The sequence below is a fragment of the Flavobacterium limnophilum genome (assembly GCF_027111315.2).
GTDB classification, from domain to species: domain Bacteria; phylum Bacteroidota; class Bacteroidia; order Flavobacteriales; family Flavobacteriaceae; genus Flavobacterium; species Flavobacterium limnophilum.
The window spans coordinates 1,352,422-1,367,886 of the sequence record NZ_CP114289.2; the positions used below are offsets into that span (position 1 = coordinate 1,352,422).

At 37.1% G+C, this 15,465-nt stretch carries 18 protein-coding genes; 15 read left to right on the forward strand and 3 right to left on the reverse strand.

The genetic code is table 11. The features are described from left to right. Position 1: 1 nt before the first annotated feature. Both tsaE and porX read right to left on the reverse strand, forming a co-directional pair. On the reverse strand, positions 2-409 hold the full coding sequence (gene tsaE, locus OZP13_RS05525) for a tRNA (adenosine(37)-N6)-threonylcarbamoyltransferase complex ATPase subunit type 1 TsaE (protein ID WP_281298926.1): 408 nt from the start codon (positions 407-409) through the stop codon (positions 2-4). 80 nt (positions 410-489) lie between these two features. Next, positions 490-2,043 carry a T9SS response regulator signal transducer PorX gene (gene porX, locus OZP13_RS05530; protein WP_281298927.1) on the reverse strand — a complete coding sequence of 518 codons (1,554 nt, stop codon included), beginning with the start codon at positions 2,041-2,043 and terminating at the stop codon, positions 490-492. Between the two features lie 370 nt (positions 2,044-2,413). Between porX and OZP13_RS05535 the strand changes: the two genes are divergently transcribed. The 4 genes from OZP13_RS05535 to OZP13_RS05550 all read left to right on the forward strand — a co-directional run bounded on the left by OZP13_RS05535 (position 2,414) and on the right by OZP13_RS05550 (position 6,492). Continuing rightward, the gene (locus OZP13_RS05535; RefSeq protein WP_281298928.1) at positions 2,414-4,006 is read left to right on the forward strand and encodes a GmrSD restriction endonuclease domain-containing protein; all 1,593 of its coding nucleotides are present in this window, start codon (positions 2,414-2,416) and stop codon (positions 4,004-4,006) included. Positions 4,007-4,198: 192 nt separating this feature from the next. Beyond that, positions 4,199-4,645 carry a hypothetical protein gene (locus OZP13_RS05540; protein WP_281298929.1) on the forward strand — a complete coding sequence of 149 codons (447 nt, stop codon included), beginning with the start codon at positions 4,199-4,201 and terminating at the stop codon, positions 4,643-4,645. Positions 4,646-4,828: 183 nt separating this feature from the next. Next, a complete protein-coding gene (locus OZP13_RS05545; RefSeq protein WP_281298930.1) occupies positions 4,829-5,494 on the forward strand; it encodes a glycoside hydrolase family 11 protein in 666 nt (221 codons plus the stop codon). 143 nt (positions 5,495-5,637) lie between these two features. Then, a complete protein-coding gene (locus tag OZP13_RS05550) occupies positions 5,638-6,492 on the forward strand; it encodes a tetratricopeptide repeat protein (protein WP_281298931.1) in 855 nt (284 codons plus the stop codon). A gap of 131 nt (positions 6,493-6,623) precedes the next feature. Here OZP13_RS05550 and OZP13_RS05555 read toward each other — a convergent pair whose 3' ends face one another. Further along, positions 6,624-8,264, reverse strand: a complete 1,641-nt coding sequence (locus OZP13_RS05555) for a CoA-disulfide reductase (protein ID WP_281298932.1) — start codon at positions 8,262-8,264, stop codon at positions 6,624-6,626. 204 nt (positions 8,265-8,468) lie between these two features. Here OZP13_RS05555 and OZP13_RS05560 point away from each other — a divergent pair, with 204 nt between their 5' ends. The 11 genes from OZP13_RS05560 (at position 8,469) to OZP13_RS05610 (ending at position 15,425) form a co-directional block, all read left to right on the forward strand. Continuing rightward, a complete protein-coding gene (locus tag OZP13_RS05560) occupies positions 8,469-9,098 on the forward strand; it encodes a Crp/Fnr family transcriptional regulator (protein WP_281298933.1) in 630 nt (209 codons plus the stop codon). A 264-nt stretch (positions 9,099-9,362) separates the two neighbouring features. Then, positions 9,363-10,166, forward strand: a complete 804-nt coding sequence (locus OZP13_RS05565) for a sulfite exporter TauE/SafE family protein (RefSeq protein ID WP_281298934.1) — start codon at positions 9,363-9,365, stop codon at positions 10,164-10,166. A gap of 80 nt (positions 10,167-10,246) precedes the next feature. Next, a complete protein-coding gene (locus tag OZP13_RS05570; protein ID WP_281298935.1) occupies positions 10,247-11,671 on the forward strand; it encodes an MBL fold metallo-hydrolase in 1,425 nt (474 codons plus the stop codon). A gap of 11 nt (positions 11,672-11,682) precedes the next feature. Continuing rightward, the gene (locus OZP13_RS05575) at positions 11,683-11,886 is read left to right on the forward strand and encodes a hypothetical protein (protein WP_281298936.1); all 204 of its coding nucleotides are present in this window, start codon (positions 11,683-11,685) and stop codon (positions 11,884-11,886) included. Further along, a complete protein-coding gene (gene trxA, locus OZP13_RS05580) occupies positions 11,883-12,185 on the forward strand; it encodes a thioredoxin (RefSeq protein WP_281298937.1) in 303 nt (100 codons plus the stop codon). The genes OZP13_RS05575 and trxA overlap by 4 nt, the downstream gene beginning before the upstream one ends. Further along, positions 12,185-12,376 carry a DUF6132 family protein gene (locus tag OZP13_RS05585; RefSeq protein WP_269242839.1) on the forward strand — a complete coding sequence of 64 codons (192 nt, stop codon included), beginning with the start codon at positions 12,185-12,187 and terminating at the stop codon, positions 12,374-12,376. Before trxA ends, OZP13_RS05585 begins: the two co-directional genes overlap by 1 nt. 34 nt (positions 12,377-12,410) lie before the next feature. Continuing rightward, positions 12,411-12,617 (forward strand): YgaP family membrane protein, encoded by a 207-nt coding sequence (locus tag OZP13_RS05590; RefSeq protein ID WP_281298938.1) that lies wholly within the window; start codon positions 12,411-12,413, stop codon positions 12,615-12,617. Further along, the gene (locus OZP13_RS05595; protein ID WP_269242841.1) at positions 12,618-12,923 is read left to right on the forward strand and encodes a DUF202 domain-containing protein; all 306 of its coding nucleotides are present in this window, start codon (positions 12,618-12,620) and stop codon (positions 12,921-12,923) included. Next, positions 12,913-13,503, forward strand: a complete 591-nt coding sequence (locus OZP13_RS05600; protein ID WP_281298939.1) for a methyltransferase domain-containing protein — start codon at positions 12,913-12,915, stop codon at positions 13,501-13,503. Before OZP13_RS05595 ends, OZP13_RS05600 begins: the two co-directional genes overlap by 11 nt. Positions 13,504-13,590: 87 nt before the next feature. Then, on the forward strand, positions 13,591-14,184 hold the full coding sequence (locus tag OZP13_RS05605) for a TetR/AcrR family transcriptional regulator (RefSeq protein ID WP_269242845.1): 594 nt from the start codon (positions 13,591-13,593) through the stop codon (positions 14,182-14,184). Then, positions 14,181-15,425: a TolC family protein gene (locus OZP13_RS05610; RefSeq protein WP_281298940.1), complete on the forward strand. Its 1,245-nt coding sequence runs from the start codon at positions 14,181-14,183 to the stop codon at positions 15,423-15,425. The genes OZP13_RS05605 and OZP13_RS05610 overlap by 4 nt, the downstream gene beginning before the upstream one ends. Positions 15,426-15,465: the final 40 nt, after the last annotated feature.

Here is a 15,465-nt window from a genome sequence, read left to right on the forward strand (position 1 = left end):
TTTAAGTCAATGACAACAAACGATTGCCGTCAGGAAGTATGTGGATGGAAATAGTCGAATGCGAATCTGGAATAAGGCTTGGAATCTTTTCGGCCCATTCAATAAAACACCAATTTCCGGAATACAAATATTCATCGGCTCCCATGTCCAAGGCTTCCACTTCATTTTTTAACCTGTAAAAATCAAAATGATAAACCGTTTGATTGTCAATAGTTTGATATTCATTAACTAAAGAAAAAGTAGGACTGCTGGTAGCGTCATTTACACCAAGAGTTTTAGCCAAAATTTTAATCAAGGTCGTTTTTCCAACACCCATTTCGCCGTGGAAAAGCATGACTTTATTTGGATTTTGTTCCAAGATTTGTTGGGCAACGTTGTTAATTTCGTCTAATGAAAAAGTGATATTCATTTTTAAAAGTTTGTGGTTTGTCGTTTAGAGTTTGTTGTTTAGAGTTAACCATAAACAACAAACTCTAAACCCTAAACCTTTTATTTCGGGTTAAAAACTAAAAACGGGATAATCATTTCTTCCAATGAAATGCCGCCGTGCTGATACGTATTTTTGTAATAACTCACATAATGATTGTAGTTGTTGACATAAGCCAAAAACAAGTCATTTTTTGCAAAAATATAAGAACTGCTCATATTTATGGTAGGCAAACCGATATTTTTTGGCTCTTTCACGGCATAAACATCTTTTTGTTCGTAGGTCAAGCTGCGCCCTGTTTTGTAGCGCAAATTCAAACTCGTGTTTTTGTCGCCCACCACTTTCGAAGGATTTTTCACGTTGATGGTGCCGTGGTCGGTGGTCAAGATCAACTTGAAACCCAGTTTTTGCGCCTGTTGAATGATTTCCAGAAGAGGCGAATTCTTGAACCAGCTCAAAGTCAACGAGCGATAAGCCTTGTCGTCCGAGGCCAATTCTTTTACCACGTCCATTTCGGTTTTGGCGTGCGAAAGCATGTCAACAAAATTGTAAACTACCGTGACCAAATCATTGTTTTTTAAGGCTTTGAAACTTTCTACCAGTTTTTTTCCTCCGGCAAGATTGGTGATTTTAAAATAATCCTGCTTGATGTTCAACCCCAATCGTTTTAATTGTGCGGTCAAAAATTCGGCTTCATACAAGTTTTTTCCGCCTTCTTCGGGATCGTTTTTCCAATATTGTGGAAACTGTTTCTCCATTTCAAGCGGCGTCAAACCCGAGAAAATGGCGTTTCGGGCATATTGTGTCGCCGTTGGCAAAATGGAGTAATACGGCACTTCTTTTTCCAGTTTGTAATGGTTGCCCACCACGCTTTCAAAAACTTTCCATTGGTCGTAACGCAAATTATCGATGACCACAAACAAAATAGGTTTGTCTTTTTTGGTGATTTCAGGAACCACCAATTCCCGGAACAAAGTGTGGGATTGCACTGGTTTATCGGCTTTTGGGGCAAACCAATCTTCGTAATTGCGCTCGATGAATTTCCCGAATTGCGAATTGGCTTCCGCTTTTTGCGATTCCAATATTTCAATCATCCCTTGGTCGTCGATGTTTTCGAGTTCCAATTCCCAGAAAATCAATTTTTTGTACAATTCGATCCAGTCCTCATAGGAATTGACCATCGCCATTTCCATCGAAATTTTGCGGAACTCCTTCTGATAATCCAAAGTTGTTTTCTGCGAAATCAATCGGGAGTGATCCAAATTCTTTTTCAAACTCAACAAAATCTGGTTCGGATTCACGGGTTTAATCAAATAATCGGCAATCTTGGAACCAATGGCTTCCTCCATAATGTATTCTTCCTCGCTCTTGGTAATCATGATCATCGGGATGGAGGATTTCTTTTCCTTCATTTCCGATAGCGTTTCCAGGCCGCTCATTCCCGGCATGTTCTCGTCCAGAAAAACAATGTCGAAATTATTGTTCTCGAAAATATCAATCGCGTCACGCCCGTTGTTGCAGGTGGTGACACTGTAATTTTTCTTTTCCAGGAATAATATATGTGGTTTCAAATAATCGATTTCGTCATCGACCCAAAGTATTTTTATCTTGTCCATAATTTTACAAATAGTATTCAAAAGTAATAAATCAAGTCGGCAATTTACTTGTTTTATAAGGGGAAGTTGCCAATAGTTTGATAATTTAGTATTATTTTAAGGTATTGGGTTTAGTTATGTCATTGCGAGGAACGAAGCAATCGCATTACGAGAGCAGGCAATATGATTTCCGCACCAAAATAAGTAGGAAAAATAAATAAATATTTTAATGTTTGTAAGAATTATTTAGTATATTTGGAAGGTAAAAAAAACCGGAATATCTATCAATAATCTAGTCTAAATGTATGATAGTCGCTATTGTATGTGAGCATATGAAAGTTGGTTGCAATTTTTCACAACGGTAATATTAACGAGCCCAAAACATAAAAATATGAGAGAACCTGAATTATCTACAGGCGCCGAAAAAATTGACAAAATCATTAATAGAATTAACTCTGGAGATATTAAAATTCCAGCCTTTCAAAGAGCCTATGTCTGGAAACAAAACCAAATCCTTGATTTACTTGATAGTATTGTAAGAAATTATCCAATTGGCAGTGTTTTGCTTTGGAGTACAGTTGAGCATTTAAATCACACTCGTAACATTGCTGGTTATAAAATTCCAAATAGTTCTGAGGAATATCCAGTAAATTATGTCTTGGACGGACAACAAAGAATTTCATCTATTTATGCAACTTTTAGTGACAAAACTGAACAAGATTTGGAAAGTACCAAATACAACCCAAATCTTAACATTTTTGAAATTTATTATAATTTCTCTATAAAATCGTTTTTGCCAAAAAGTGAAGTTAACCCGAACGCAAATGATACAATTTATCTTAGAGATTTTCTAAATGGCGCTAAACTGATTGATTCACTTCAAATTCTAGATTCACAATTCCATAATGATGCAAAAGAATTGTATTCTAAATTCATAAACTACGAACTACCAGTTGTGACAATTAAGCATCGGGAAAAAAGCGAAGTTGGAATAATCTTTGAAAGAATAAATAATACTGGAACAAAATTAACTACATTGGATTTAATGACCGCTTGGACTTGGACTGACGACTTTCATTTGCTAGAGTCTATGAATGAGTTACAAGAAGAATTAGAAGAGAAAAATTTTGGAGACTTGACTCCTAATATTTTACTTCAAACAATTTCAGGTCTTATTCAAAATAACACAACAACCAAAGCTGTTACAGAATTAAGCGGAGAATTGGTAAGAGATAATTGGAAAAATTTCTGTGAATCCTTAAGAAAAACTATTGATTTCCTTTCTTCTGAACTTAATTGTTTACATCTTGATTTTTTACCGTTTCAACAACAAATTATAGCATTAACTAAGTTCTTTAGTATTTCAGGAATGCCAACAGCTGAACAACAAAAAGAGTTAAAAAAATGGTTTTGGAAAACTTCATTTTCAAATAGATATTCAACAGGTCAAACGACAGACAAAATGAATGTTGATATTCAAAGAATAATAGAAATACGAAATAATAATTTTGCAGAAGTAAACAATTTAAAATATTCTACAACCAAAAATGAATTAATTGAAACAAAATTTTCAAAAGGAAATCCATTAACGAGAGCTTTTCTGCTTCTAATGGCACAACATTCACCTTTGGATTTAATAAAAAATTCAAAGATAGATATTGCAAATTCTCTTTCTAAATACAATCGCAAACAATATCATCACGTATTTCCTAATGCTTTTTTGAAAAAACAAGGTTTTCCACAATCAAAAATATTTAGCGTAACCAACTTTTGCTTTTTACCAGCAGACAGCAACAAAAAGATTTCAAGTAAAAAACCTTCAGACTATTTCTTCAATATAATTCCACAAAGCGATTTTGTCAAAATACTATCTAGCAATTTAGTTCCCGTAAAAAAAGAATTGTATCAAACAGATAATTATAACGATTTTTTAGAAAAAAGAGCAGAGCTAATAATAGTTGAAATTGATAACGTAACGAATTAAACCCGCTCCGCAAAGTCTCCGACTTTGTGGATGCGTTTGTCAGTCTGTGACTGACATAAAATTAAACCGAAAATTACTATACCACACAAACAAAAATAACGAACAAATCAAATGATATTCGAAATACCATTCAATGAAGTGATTTACAAAAAACAAACCAGTTTGCATTTAAACTTGCATTGGAATAAAATTTTGAAAAAAAACAAAAGCAACTTACTTATTGCAATTGTGTTTTTTCTTTTGGGTGTTTTGGCAATTTACGGGAACGGCAATGTGGGTTATGTATTTGTGATATTTGGCATATACGGCTTTATCGACTTTTATAGAATTCATACTGCGTATCAAAAAAGCAATAAAGAATTCCAAAAAATGGTAAACAATGAGATTAAGGGACAAATAGAATCCAATGAAAATTCAATATGGGAATTCAATGAAGAATATTTCAGGTACAAAGATTATAAATGTGATACAAAAATTAACTGGAAAACATTTAAATCATTCCGGATAATTGACGACAATATATTTCTCGATTTAAACATGGGAATTCAATCGTCATACATAATGGCTAAAGAAGAAATTGGAGAAAATTCTTTTCAAAAAGCAATAAATTTTTTGGATGGAAAAATAACAAGAATTTAACCTGTGGCTAAGTCTCCGACTTTGAGGATGCGTTTGTCAGTCTGTGACTGACATAAAATTAAACTGCTACAACGGATTTGGGCAATAAGCATAATGGAAAGTTGTTTTTGTATTTGGAATGTTTTAGCAAATTCGCCATCAACATCATGAATTATAGTATTTAAACTCTTTATAATAAAAAATATGAAAAAGAAACTATTTACACATATTGTGCTTACGGTATTGTTGTTTATTTCAACACAAGCAACAACCGCACAAACTATTACAAAGAACCAAACTGGAACTCATGACGGGTATTATTATTCTTTTTGGAATCAAGGTGGTGGCGGAACTGTTGCAATGACTTTAGGACCCGATGGCAATTATAGCACCACTTGGTCTAATGCTACCAATTTTACCGCTGGAAAAGGCTGGGCCAAGGGAAGTCCAGACAGAGCTATCCACTTTTCAGGTCATTTCGACGGTGGAAAAAATGGCTATTTAGCAGTGTATGGCTGGACAAGAAATGCACTCATAGAATATTATGTTGTAGAAAACTATGGTGCTTGGACTCCTCCTGGCGGAGTTTCAAAAGGCAGCTTTACCAGTGATGGCGGAACTTATAACATTTATGAAACCACAAGAACTCAACAGCCTTCTATTGATGGGACTCAAACTTTTCAGCAATATTGGAGCGTTCGCACTACAAGAAGGTCAAGCGGAACGGTAACTTTTGCCAATCACGTAGCCGCTTGGAAGAGTAAAGGAATGATTTTAGGCAGTTCTTGGGATTACCAAATTATGGAATCCGAAGGGTATTATAGTAGCGGAAGTTCTACTATTACTGTAAGTGAAGGTTCAGCAAAATAGGGGTTGAAATAAATAAAATCTAATCAGCCTGAATCCCCGTTAGTGCGACCGTCTCGCTTCGTACCCATTCCAACAAGCAACCAATACCAATAACTAATTGGAAACAATTAATTTTCTGCATCATATTTGAAAAACAATAAATTATGAAATATATTTTACTTTTAATTGCCCTGATAACTACAAATTTGAACGCTCAAAATGTGCTGAAATTTGATAAACGAAATGTGCAATGTGAAGACAAATGGGTAGCTTATCAAATGACTAAAGACAGTATTTATAATTTTGGATTTATCTATGTAGACAATCAGGCAGGTTTGACATTAGACTATCAAGGCGATTTCAAAATAGACAAAAAAGGTGTTTTTAAAAGAATGGAAAAGACGGAAAAACAAAAAACAGCTTCTTTTAAATATCGTTTGCAACCCAATAACATTGCAATCGCAGAAATTCCTGAAGAAAAATTCAAAGAATTAAATATTGAAAAAATCCCCAGTTGGTTGGCAATTTATAAAATAGATGAAAATTCCATGGAATATTTATATGGTCGAGGATTTTTGTACAACGGCTATCAAGAATTCGAAAAGGCATTGACCTATTTGGAAAAAGCAGAAAAAAAAAATCCCAATTATAAGGGTTTGCAAACAGAATTGGCATTCTCATACAATGCTTTGGGCAAATTTGACAAAGCTGAAATTGCTTTGCAAAAAGAATTTAAAATCAATCCTAAAGATTGTTATACTCTCAAGGAATTAGCCTATACCTACAATCATCTTGAAAAACGGGATAAATCGATAGAAACATTTAATAAAATGGTTTCTGATTGCGGTAACAAAGCCTATATTCAGGAAACAGCTTATAATTTGGCTTTCAGATATTTTCAACTAAAAGACAAACCTAATTTTGAAAAATGGGATAAAGAAGCTAGAAAATGGTCGGATAAAGAAAACCAATTTACACAAAATCTAAGTCAATTGGCGATTGAAATTAATAAAATGTAACATCTCTTTGGCAGTCCATACCAAAGCCTACTCAAAGCCCACTCAAAGCCATAGATACTATATGAAAAAGCCTACTGCAAAATAGCCCGATTTTTGGGCTATTTTGCAGTAAATAAAGTTTGAGGGATTACTTAACTATTCACCGGTTTCCAAAGCCCATAACCTCCATTGAGATTCACCGAATAAATGTTGTTGTTTCTCAAAATTCTTTGTGCCAAATACCCTCTCAAACCAATCTGGCAATAAATCACGTATTTTTTGTCTTTGTCAAAGAAATCCAGATTGTCCCTCAAAGTATCCACGTCCATATTGATGGCATCCGGAATGGCACCGTTTTCGAATTCGGTTTTGGTTCTCACGTCAATTAGAATCGCATTTTCAGCCGAGAGATAGTCGTCCAGTTGGTCGTAATTGATGAATCGCACATCGTCATTCAGCATATTTTCGGCCACATAACCCAGAATATTTACGGGATCTTTGGCAGAATTATAGGGTGGGGCATAAGCCACTTCTATTTCCTGCAAATCGTGAATGGTCAAATTCCCTTTGATGGCCGTGGCAATCACGTCGATGCGCTTGTCAACGCCTTCCTGTCCCAAAGCTTGTGCTCCGTAGATGGTTCCGTCTTCCCCAAAATTCATTTTCAGGACGATATTCGTGGCTCCGGGATAATAACTGGCGTGATTGGCTCTTGTTACGGTTACTGTTCGATACGGAATATTGTAGCGTTTCAACAGCTTTTCGTTGAGTCCGGTGGCACCAACAGTCAAATCGAAGAATTTAATGATGGACGTTCCCAAAGTGCCTGCGTAAGGAATTTTGTTTCCTCTGGTAATATTGTCGGCCACAATTCTACCTTGACGATTGGCTGGCCAAGCCAGTGGAATCAATACTTTGGCTTGGTTGATGTAATGCGAAACCTCCACGGCATCGCCCACGGCATAAATATTTGGGTCAGAAGTTTGCATATATTCATCCACGGCAATTCCTCCGGTCACACCCAAATCCAGTCCAGCGGCTTTCGCCAAGGCATTTTCGGGCTTCACGCCAATGGCAAAAATAACCGCATCGGCCAACAAAGTTTTGCCGTTATTCAGTTTTAATCCAATTTCATTTCCTTTGTCTTCGAATGCTTCAACGCCTGTGTTTACTAATATATTCAGGTTTTTGGCAGCGGCATGATGTTGCACCATTTTGGCAAATTCATAATCAACCGGAGCCATGACTTGGTTTCCCAACTCGACAACGGTCACGTTCAATCCTTTTTCGACCAAATTCTCTGCCACTTCCAATCCAATGAAACCACCGCCGACAACGGCTATGTTTTTCAAATCCTTGGTTTGGGCAATGATACGATCCATGTCGGCCACGTTGCGCAGCGTCATTATTTTTTTGGAATCAATTCCGGGAATGTTGGGTCTAAACGGTTCTGCACCGGGCGAGAGCAATAATTTGTCGTAGGATTCGGTGTAAGTTTGTCCAGTTATCTGGTTTCTGGCTTCGACTGTTTTTTCCTCTTTGTTGATTTTCAAAACTTCGTTAAAAACGCGGACATCCAAGTTGAACCTTGTTTTTAGGGAAGTAGGCGTGTGCAACAACAATTTGGAGCGTTCCTCGATGACACCGCCAATATGATAGGGCAGGCCGCAGTTGGCAAAACTCACGTGTTCGCCTTTTTCGAAAATGATGATCTCGTTTGCTTCGCTCAGTCTTCTTAATCTTGCTGCTGCAGTTGCTCCGCCGGCAACTCCGCCTATAATAAGTATTTTCATGTGGGTATTGTTGATTTGTCTTTATAATATAGTGCAAATTTCAGGAAATATGTTAGAAAGGTTTGTAGCTTTTGTTACATAAAACCAAATTTTTGAAATAAAAAAGCAGAAGCTCCATCAAATGGAATAAAGTGGTTTTAGTTTATTCGCTTTTAATGGAAAATTTTAACGAAATTTACCACTCAAAAAAAAGTTGCAACAGTAATGAAAGAACTACTAAAACAAACCTACGGATACATTTTTGAAGACAAACTAATCGATGAAATTGCCGAAACCTCCTTGCTTCGGGATTTCAAGGAAGGCGATGTCCTGATTGATTTTGGCGATGCCATAAGGAAAATGCCTTTGCTCATCTCGGGAGCCATCAAGATATTGCGCGAAGACTTTGACGAAGGCGAATTGCTGTTGTATTTTATCGAAAAAGGCGACACTTGTGCGATGACCATGGCTTGCTGTTTGGGTGAAACCAAAAGCGAAATCAGGGCCGTGGCCGAAAAAAAAGGAACCGTGGTAATGATACCCATCAACAAAATGGAAGAGTGGCTAGGAAAGTACAAAAGCTGGCGAAACTTCGTTTTCAATAGTTACAACAATCGTTTAAAAGAAATGCTTTCGGCTATTGACAATCTGGCGTTTATGAATATGGAAGAACGCTTGTTGAATTACCTCAAGGAAAAAGTAAAAATCAACAATTCCAACGAAATCAACAATACCCACCAAGAGATTGCCTATGACTTGCATACTTCCAGGGTCGTGGTTTCGCGCTTGTTGAAAGCATTGGAAAACAAGGGAAAAATCAAGTTGAACCGCTCTTCGATTGTACTGTTGAAGTGAGGTAACCAAGGCATTCGTTTTCAAAAGTTTTAAGCCACGAATTTCACGAATTGGCACAAATTTATGAACAATTAGATTAAATTGCACTAATTTTCTTGTGTTTATAAATAAAGTTTGTACGATTTATGAGTATAAAAATTCGTGTTTATTCGTGAAATTCGTGGCTAATTTTTTCTTTTTTTTAAAGAGAATACCCTGTGAGGTAACATTTGTTACAGATTTGGGGATAAAATAATCCTATTTTTGTACCTGAAAATTGTATAAATGGAAACCTCTCAAACAATCGGATACGTTTTGGCCGTTTTTGTCGGCATGACATTGGGAATGCTGGGCAGTGGCGGATCCATACTTTCGGTTCCTATTTTGGTTTACGTGATGGGCATTGAACCCGTATTGGCTACTGCTTATTCTTTGTTTGTCATTGGCACGACCTCTTTGGTAGGTGGAATTCACAAAGCCAAGCAACAATTGGTGGATTTCAAAAAGGTAGTTTTGTTTGGAATCCCGGCGGTAATTTCGGTCTTTATGACTCGAAAAATACTCGTGCCCAAAATCCCCGAGATTATCTTTTCGACCGAGAATTTCACGTTGAGCAAGTCCATCCTGATTATGGTTGTTTTTGCGGTTGTAATGGTTGTTGCTTCCGTTAGGATGATAAAACCGTTTAAGGAAAAAGCAATTATCGAGAATGAAAAACTCAATTATTTCAGGATAACCTTGATGGGAATTCTTATCGGATTGCTTTCGGGATTTGTCGGGGCTGGCGGTGGATTCTTGATTGTTCCCACTTTGTTGTTGTTGACAAAAACACCCATGAAAATGGCTGTTGGAACTTCCCTTTTCATAGTTTCTTCCCAATCGTTGATTGGCTTTACGGGAGACATTATGGGAAATCAAGTCATTGATTGGGAGTTGTTGCTGTTCTTCACGGTGGCATCAATCGTGGGGATTTTTATTGGGAATTTTATTTCCAAAAAGATGAAAGAAGAAAAACTAAAAACCGGTTTTGGTTGGTTTGTGCTCGCCATGGGAATTTATATTATCCTGAGAGAGCTTTTTTGGTCATAATAATTTCCTAAATTGTTGTTATTGAAATGAAATGCAATAGAAAAATTAAATAAATTTACATTATAAATACACTTTGAAAGATGAAAATAGAACAAATTTATACAGGTTGTTTGGCGCAAGGTGCATATTATATCGAGAGTAATGGAGAAGTGGCCATTATTGATCCGTTGCGTGAAGTGCAACCGTATATTGACAGAGCCAATAAGGATAATGCCAAAATCAAATATATTTTTGAAACCCATTTCCATGCCGATTTCGTAAGCGGCCATGTCACTTTGGCCGAGAAAACGGGCGCTCCAATAATTTATGGCCCCACTGCAAAGACCAAGTTCGAGGCTCATATTGCCAAAGATGGCGAAGTTTTTCAATTGGGCGAAATTACCATTACTGTTTTGCACACGCCGGGACACACCCTGGAAAGTTCCTGTTATCTCTTAAAAGACAAAGACGGCAAGGATTATGCTCTTTTTAGCGGTGACACCTTGTTTTTGGGTGACGTGGGGCGTCCTGATTTGGCACAAAAAGTGTCCAACATGACCAAGGAAGAACTGGCCGGCATTTTATTCGATAGTTTGAGAACCAAGGTAATGACTTTGGCCGATGACGTGATTGTTTATCCAGCGCACGGTGCAGGAAGTGCTTGCGGAAAAAATTTGAGCAAGGAAACCGTGGGTACCATTGGCGAACAAAAACAGGTCAACTATGCGCTTCGTGCCAACATGACCAAGAAAGAATTCATCCAGGAAGTCACCGATGGATTATTGCCTCCGCCCCTTTATTTCCCGTTGAATGCCAAACTCAATAAAGAAGGCTATGAAAACGTGGAAGACATTATCAGGGATGCCGTTGCCTATGATGCCGAAGCCTTTGAAATGGTGGCCAATGAAATCGACACGGTAATCCTGGATGTACGCCATCAGGATGATTATGCCAAAGGACACATTCCTAAATCCATTTTCATAGGAATCGATGGCGATTTTGCTCCTTGGGTTGGGGCTTTGATTCCCGACATTAAGCAACCAATTCTTTTAATCGCTCCGTTGGGCAGGGAAGAGGAAAGCATCCTGAGACTGGCACGAGTGGGTTATGACAATACTTTAGGCTATCTAAAAGGAGGTTTCGACACCTGGAAAAACGAAGGCTTGGAATACGATACCGTCAGCTCGGTTTCGGCAGGAATGCTGGAGGAAGTATTGGAAGAAGCAGGGGAAGAACATCAAAAAATACCCGTTTTTGACGTTCGAAAAGACGGAGAATACGCTGCAGAACACATAACTGACGTTCCTTCGACACCTTTGGACACCATCAACGACCATTTAGCCGAATTTCCGAAAGAAGAAGAATTCTATTTGCATTGTGCCGGCGGTTATCGTTCGATGATTGCGGCTTCAATCTTAAAAGCCCGAGGCTATCACAACGTAATTAACGTGGCTGGCGGATTCAATGCTATCAAAAAAACATCCATAAAAACAACCAATTTTGTTTGTCCGACAACGTTGAAATAAATTGAAATAAGATGAAACAATTACTGTTTTCAAATTGGCATGCGATGCGTTGGCTGAGATTGGCTTTTGCATTGTTTTTGTTTGTTCAAGCATATACCACTCGGGAATGGTTTTTTATTGCCTTTGGTTTGTTCTTTTTATTTCAAGCGGTTTTCAATTTAGGCTGTGGGCCAAATGGTTGTGCGATTCCTAACCATAAATATTCTAAAAAATGAGTACTAGTTTCGAAAATATCATCCAATCGGAAAAGCCGGTTTTAATTGATTTTTTTGCCACTTGGTGTGGACCATGCAAGATGTTGGCTCCCGTTTTAAAAGAGGTGAAAGACAGTTTGGGAGAGCGCATTACCATATTAAAAATTGATGTGGACAAAAATCAGGCATTGTCTACCAAATATCAAGTTCGCGGTGTTCCCACCATGATTTTATTTCAAAACGGAAAGCAGTTATGGCGACAATCCGGCGTTTTGACCAAGGAAGAAATCATTAAAAACATTGTGGAAAAAAGCAACTAATGACCAAGAAAGCAATCATGATTACCGGAATAGGAATAGTCGTTGGGGCAATTGCGGGCTATCTGTACTACTATTATGTAGGTTGTGCTTCCGGAACCTGTTCCATCACTTCAAAACCCTTGAACAGCTCGTTATACGGTGCTTTAATGGGCGGATTATTATTCAATATGTTTGTAAAAACACCAAAATAATCATACTATTTTTAACCAATTAAATTTAAAAATCATGAAAAAAAACATGGGTTCCACAGACAAGATTATCCGCACTCTTATTGCATTGGTAATAGCCGTTTTATACTTCACGGAAACTATTAGCGGAACAACTGCACTAATTTTGTTGGCTTTCGCAATTATCTTTTTAATCACGAGTTTCATCAGTTTTTGCCCCTTGTATGTTCCTTTTGGATTATCCACTTCCAAAAAGAAAGAATAAATGCTTGAAAAACAAATTAATAAAGACCTTATTTTAAGAGAACGATTGGCTTTGCAAAGAACTGTCTTAGCCAATCAATCGACATTTTTGGCGTTTTTGCGAACATCAATGTACTTTTTCATTGCGGGTTTAAGTTTGGAAAGTTTACTGAAAGTGGAATATAGTTTTGGTATCGAAATCTTCTTTTTCACCAGTTCTTTTATACTTTTTTTAATTGGCGTGTTCAATTATTTTAAACATAAAAAGATGATTCACGATAACGAAAAACACGTCGGCGATTACAAAATGGAATACTATGAGCAATGAAAAACGCTTAGATCAAGAATATTGGGACAAGCAATACACTTCCAATGCCACGGGTTGGGATTTAGGACAAGTTTCACCACCCATAAAAGCATACATTGACACTTTAGAAGACAAAAATATAAGTATTTTGATTCCCGGTTGCGGCAACACTTATGAAGCCGAATATCTCTTGCAACAAGGATTTAACAATGTTACCCTGATTGATATTGCGCCAACATTGGTAGATAAACTTCTTGAAAAATTCAAGAACAATCCCAATATCAAAATTGTGTTGGGCGATTTCTTTGTCCATCAAGGAAAATACGATTTGATTATCGAACAGACTTTTTTCTGTGCTTTGCCTCCGGAAATGCGTCAAGAATATGTGTCGAAAATGTACCAACTTTTGGCTGAAAAAGGGAAAATAGCAGGCTTGTTGTTCAATAAAACATTTGAAGGAGGCCCACCTTTTGGCGGAAGCAAAGCTGAATATGAATTGCTTTTTAATAAACATTTCGAGTTTTTGCATATGGATATGTGCCAAAACTCAATCAAGCCACGAGCCAATTCCGAGTTGTTTATTGAGTTGCAAAAGAAATAATTGTTATAATTCAAAGTATTTCATAACGGAATACTTTTTTTATTTATCTTTGTTAACCAAATGGTTAAACCGTATAGTTAAATCAAGATGACAACCGAAGAAAAAATATTCAATGCCGCCAGAATTGTTTTCCAAAAGAAAGGTTTTGCAGGTGCCAGAATGCAGGAAATAGCAGATGAAGCCGGTATCAACAAAGCGATGCTGCACTATTGTTTCAAGAACAAAGAGTTGCTGTTTCAAGCCGTTTTTATGAATGCCTTCAGTCAATTGGCACCTCAAATAAACGAGATTTTCAATTCTGAAGATTCTATTTTTGACAAAATCAGGAAATTTACCCATAGTTATATTTCATTTGTAATGCTGAATCCTTATTTGCCCCAATTTGTAATCCAGGAAATGAACAACAATCCCGAGTTTGTAATGTCGTTTTTAACGAATGAAAACAGACCCAATCCCACATTATTGATTGCTCAAATCGAAAAAGAAATCGCCAGCGGTATCATCAAAACCATCCATCCGAAGCAGCTTTTAATGAACCTGATTTCGATGACGGTTTTTCCTTTTGCCGCCCAAATGATGATTAAAGGAATGCTTCAAATTTCCGACAAAGAGTTTAATGCGATGATGGAAGAGCGAAAAACCAGCATCGCCGAACAAATCATAAATTCCATTAAAAGATGAGACGAATAGTATTTACATCCTTTTTATTGGCTGCGTTTTTTTCCAATGCACAGCAATCATTGACCTTGGAAGATTGTTATGCTTTGGCCAATAAAAATTATCCCATTGCCAAACAAATTGAATTATTGCAACAAAAATCCGATTACGAAGTCAATGCTTTGCAAACCGGAAAACTCCCCAAAATAGATTTGGTGGCCCAAGGAAGCTACCAAAATCAAGTGACCACGATTCCAAATCCAATTCTAAAACCCTTAAATAAAGATCAATACCGAGCGAATTTTGACGTTAACCAACTCATTTACAATGGCGGATTGATTGATGCCAACACCAAACTAAAAGAAGCACAAACCAAAACGCAACAACAGCAAGTTGAAGTCAGTTTGTACCAAATCAAGACCCGAATTAACCAGTTGTATTTCTCGATTTTGCTATTGCAGGAACGAAAAGAAATCCTGGTTTCCAAACAAGATCAATTGGTTTCCAAAATAAAAGAGGTCAAGTCGGGAATTCAATATGGCGCCATTCTTCCAGCCTCGGAAAAAGTATTGGAAGCTGAAAACCTGAAAATTAAACAGCAACTTTCGGAGATTCAATTCGACAAAAAACGATTGTTTGAAAATCTTTCTTCCTTGACTTATACGTATGTTCCAGAAACGACAACTTTGCAAAAGCCAATCCTAATTGCGGACGAAACTTCCCAAAACAATCGTCCAGAATTGAAATATTTTGAATTGCAAGACCAACAAATTGAAGCCTCCAAGATAGTTATTTCCAAAAATAATTTGCCCAAAATAAATGCTTTTGGAATTGCAGGTTATGGAAATCCGGGATTGAATATGGTCGATAATTCATATCAACCCATTTTGATGGTGGGATTGAGGGCCAATTGGAATGTCTTTGACTGGAACAAATCGAAAGCCGAAAAAGATGCCTTGACAGTTTCAGCCGATATTGTGGCCACCGAAAAAGAAACCTTTTTGCTCAACAATTCCTTGCAATTGCAGGAAATGGGCAATGAAATCAAGAAGTCCGAGGAAATCATCAAAACCGATACGGAAATTATCGGTTTGAGGGAATATGTCGAAAAATCGGCAAATGCCCAATTGAAAAATGGCGTGATTACGACTTCCGAATATTTGGTGGAATTCACGAATTTATATGAGGCCAAGACCAATCAAAAGTTGCACGAAATCCAACTGGCATTGGCCAAGGCAAATTATCAAGTAGTAAAAGGAAATTAACAATCAACAATCTTTGTCAAAGTTTGAACTTTGACAAAGA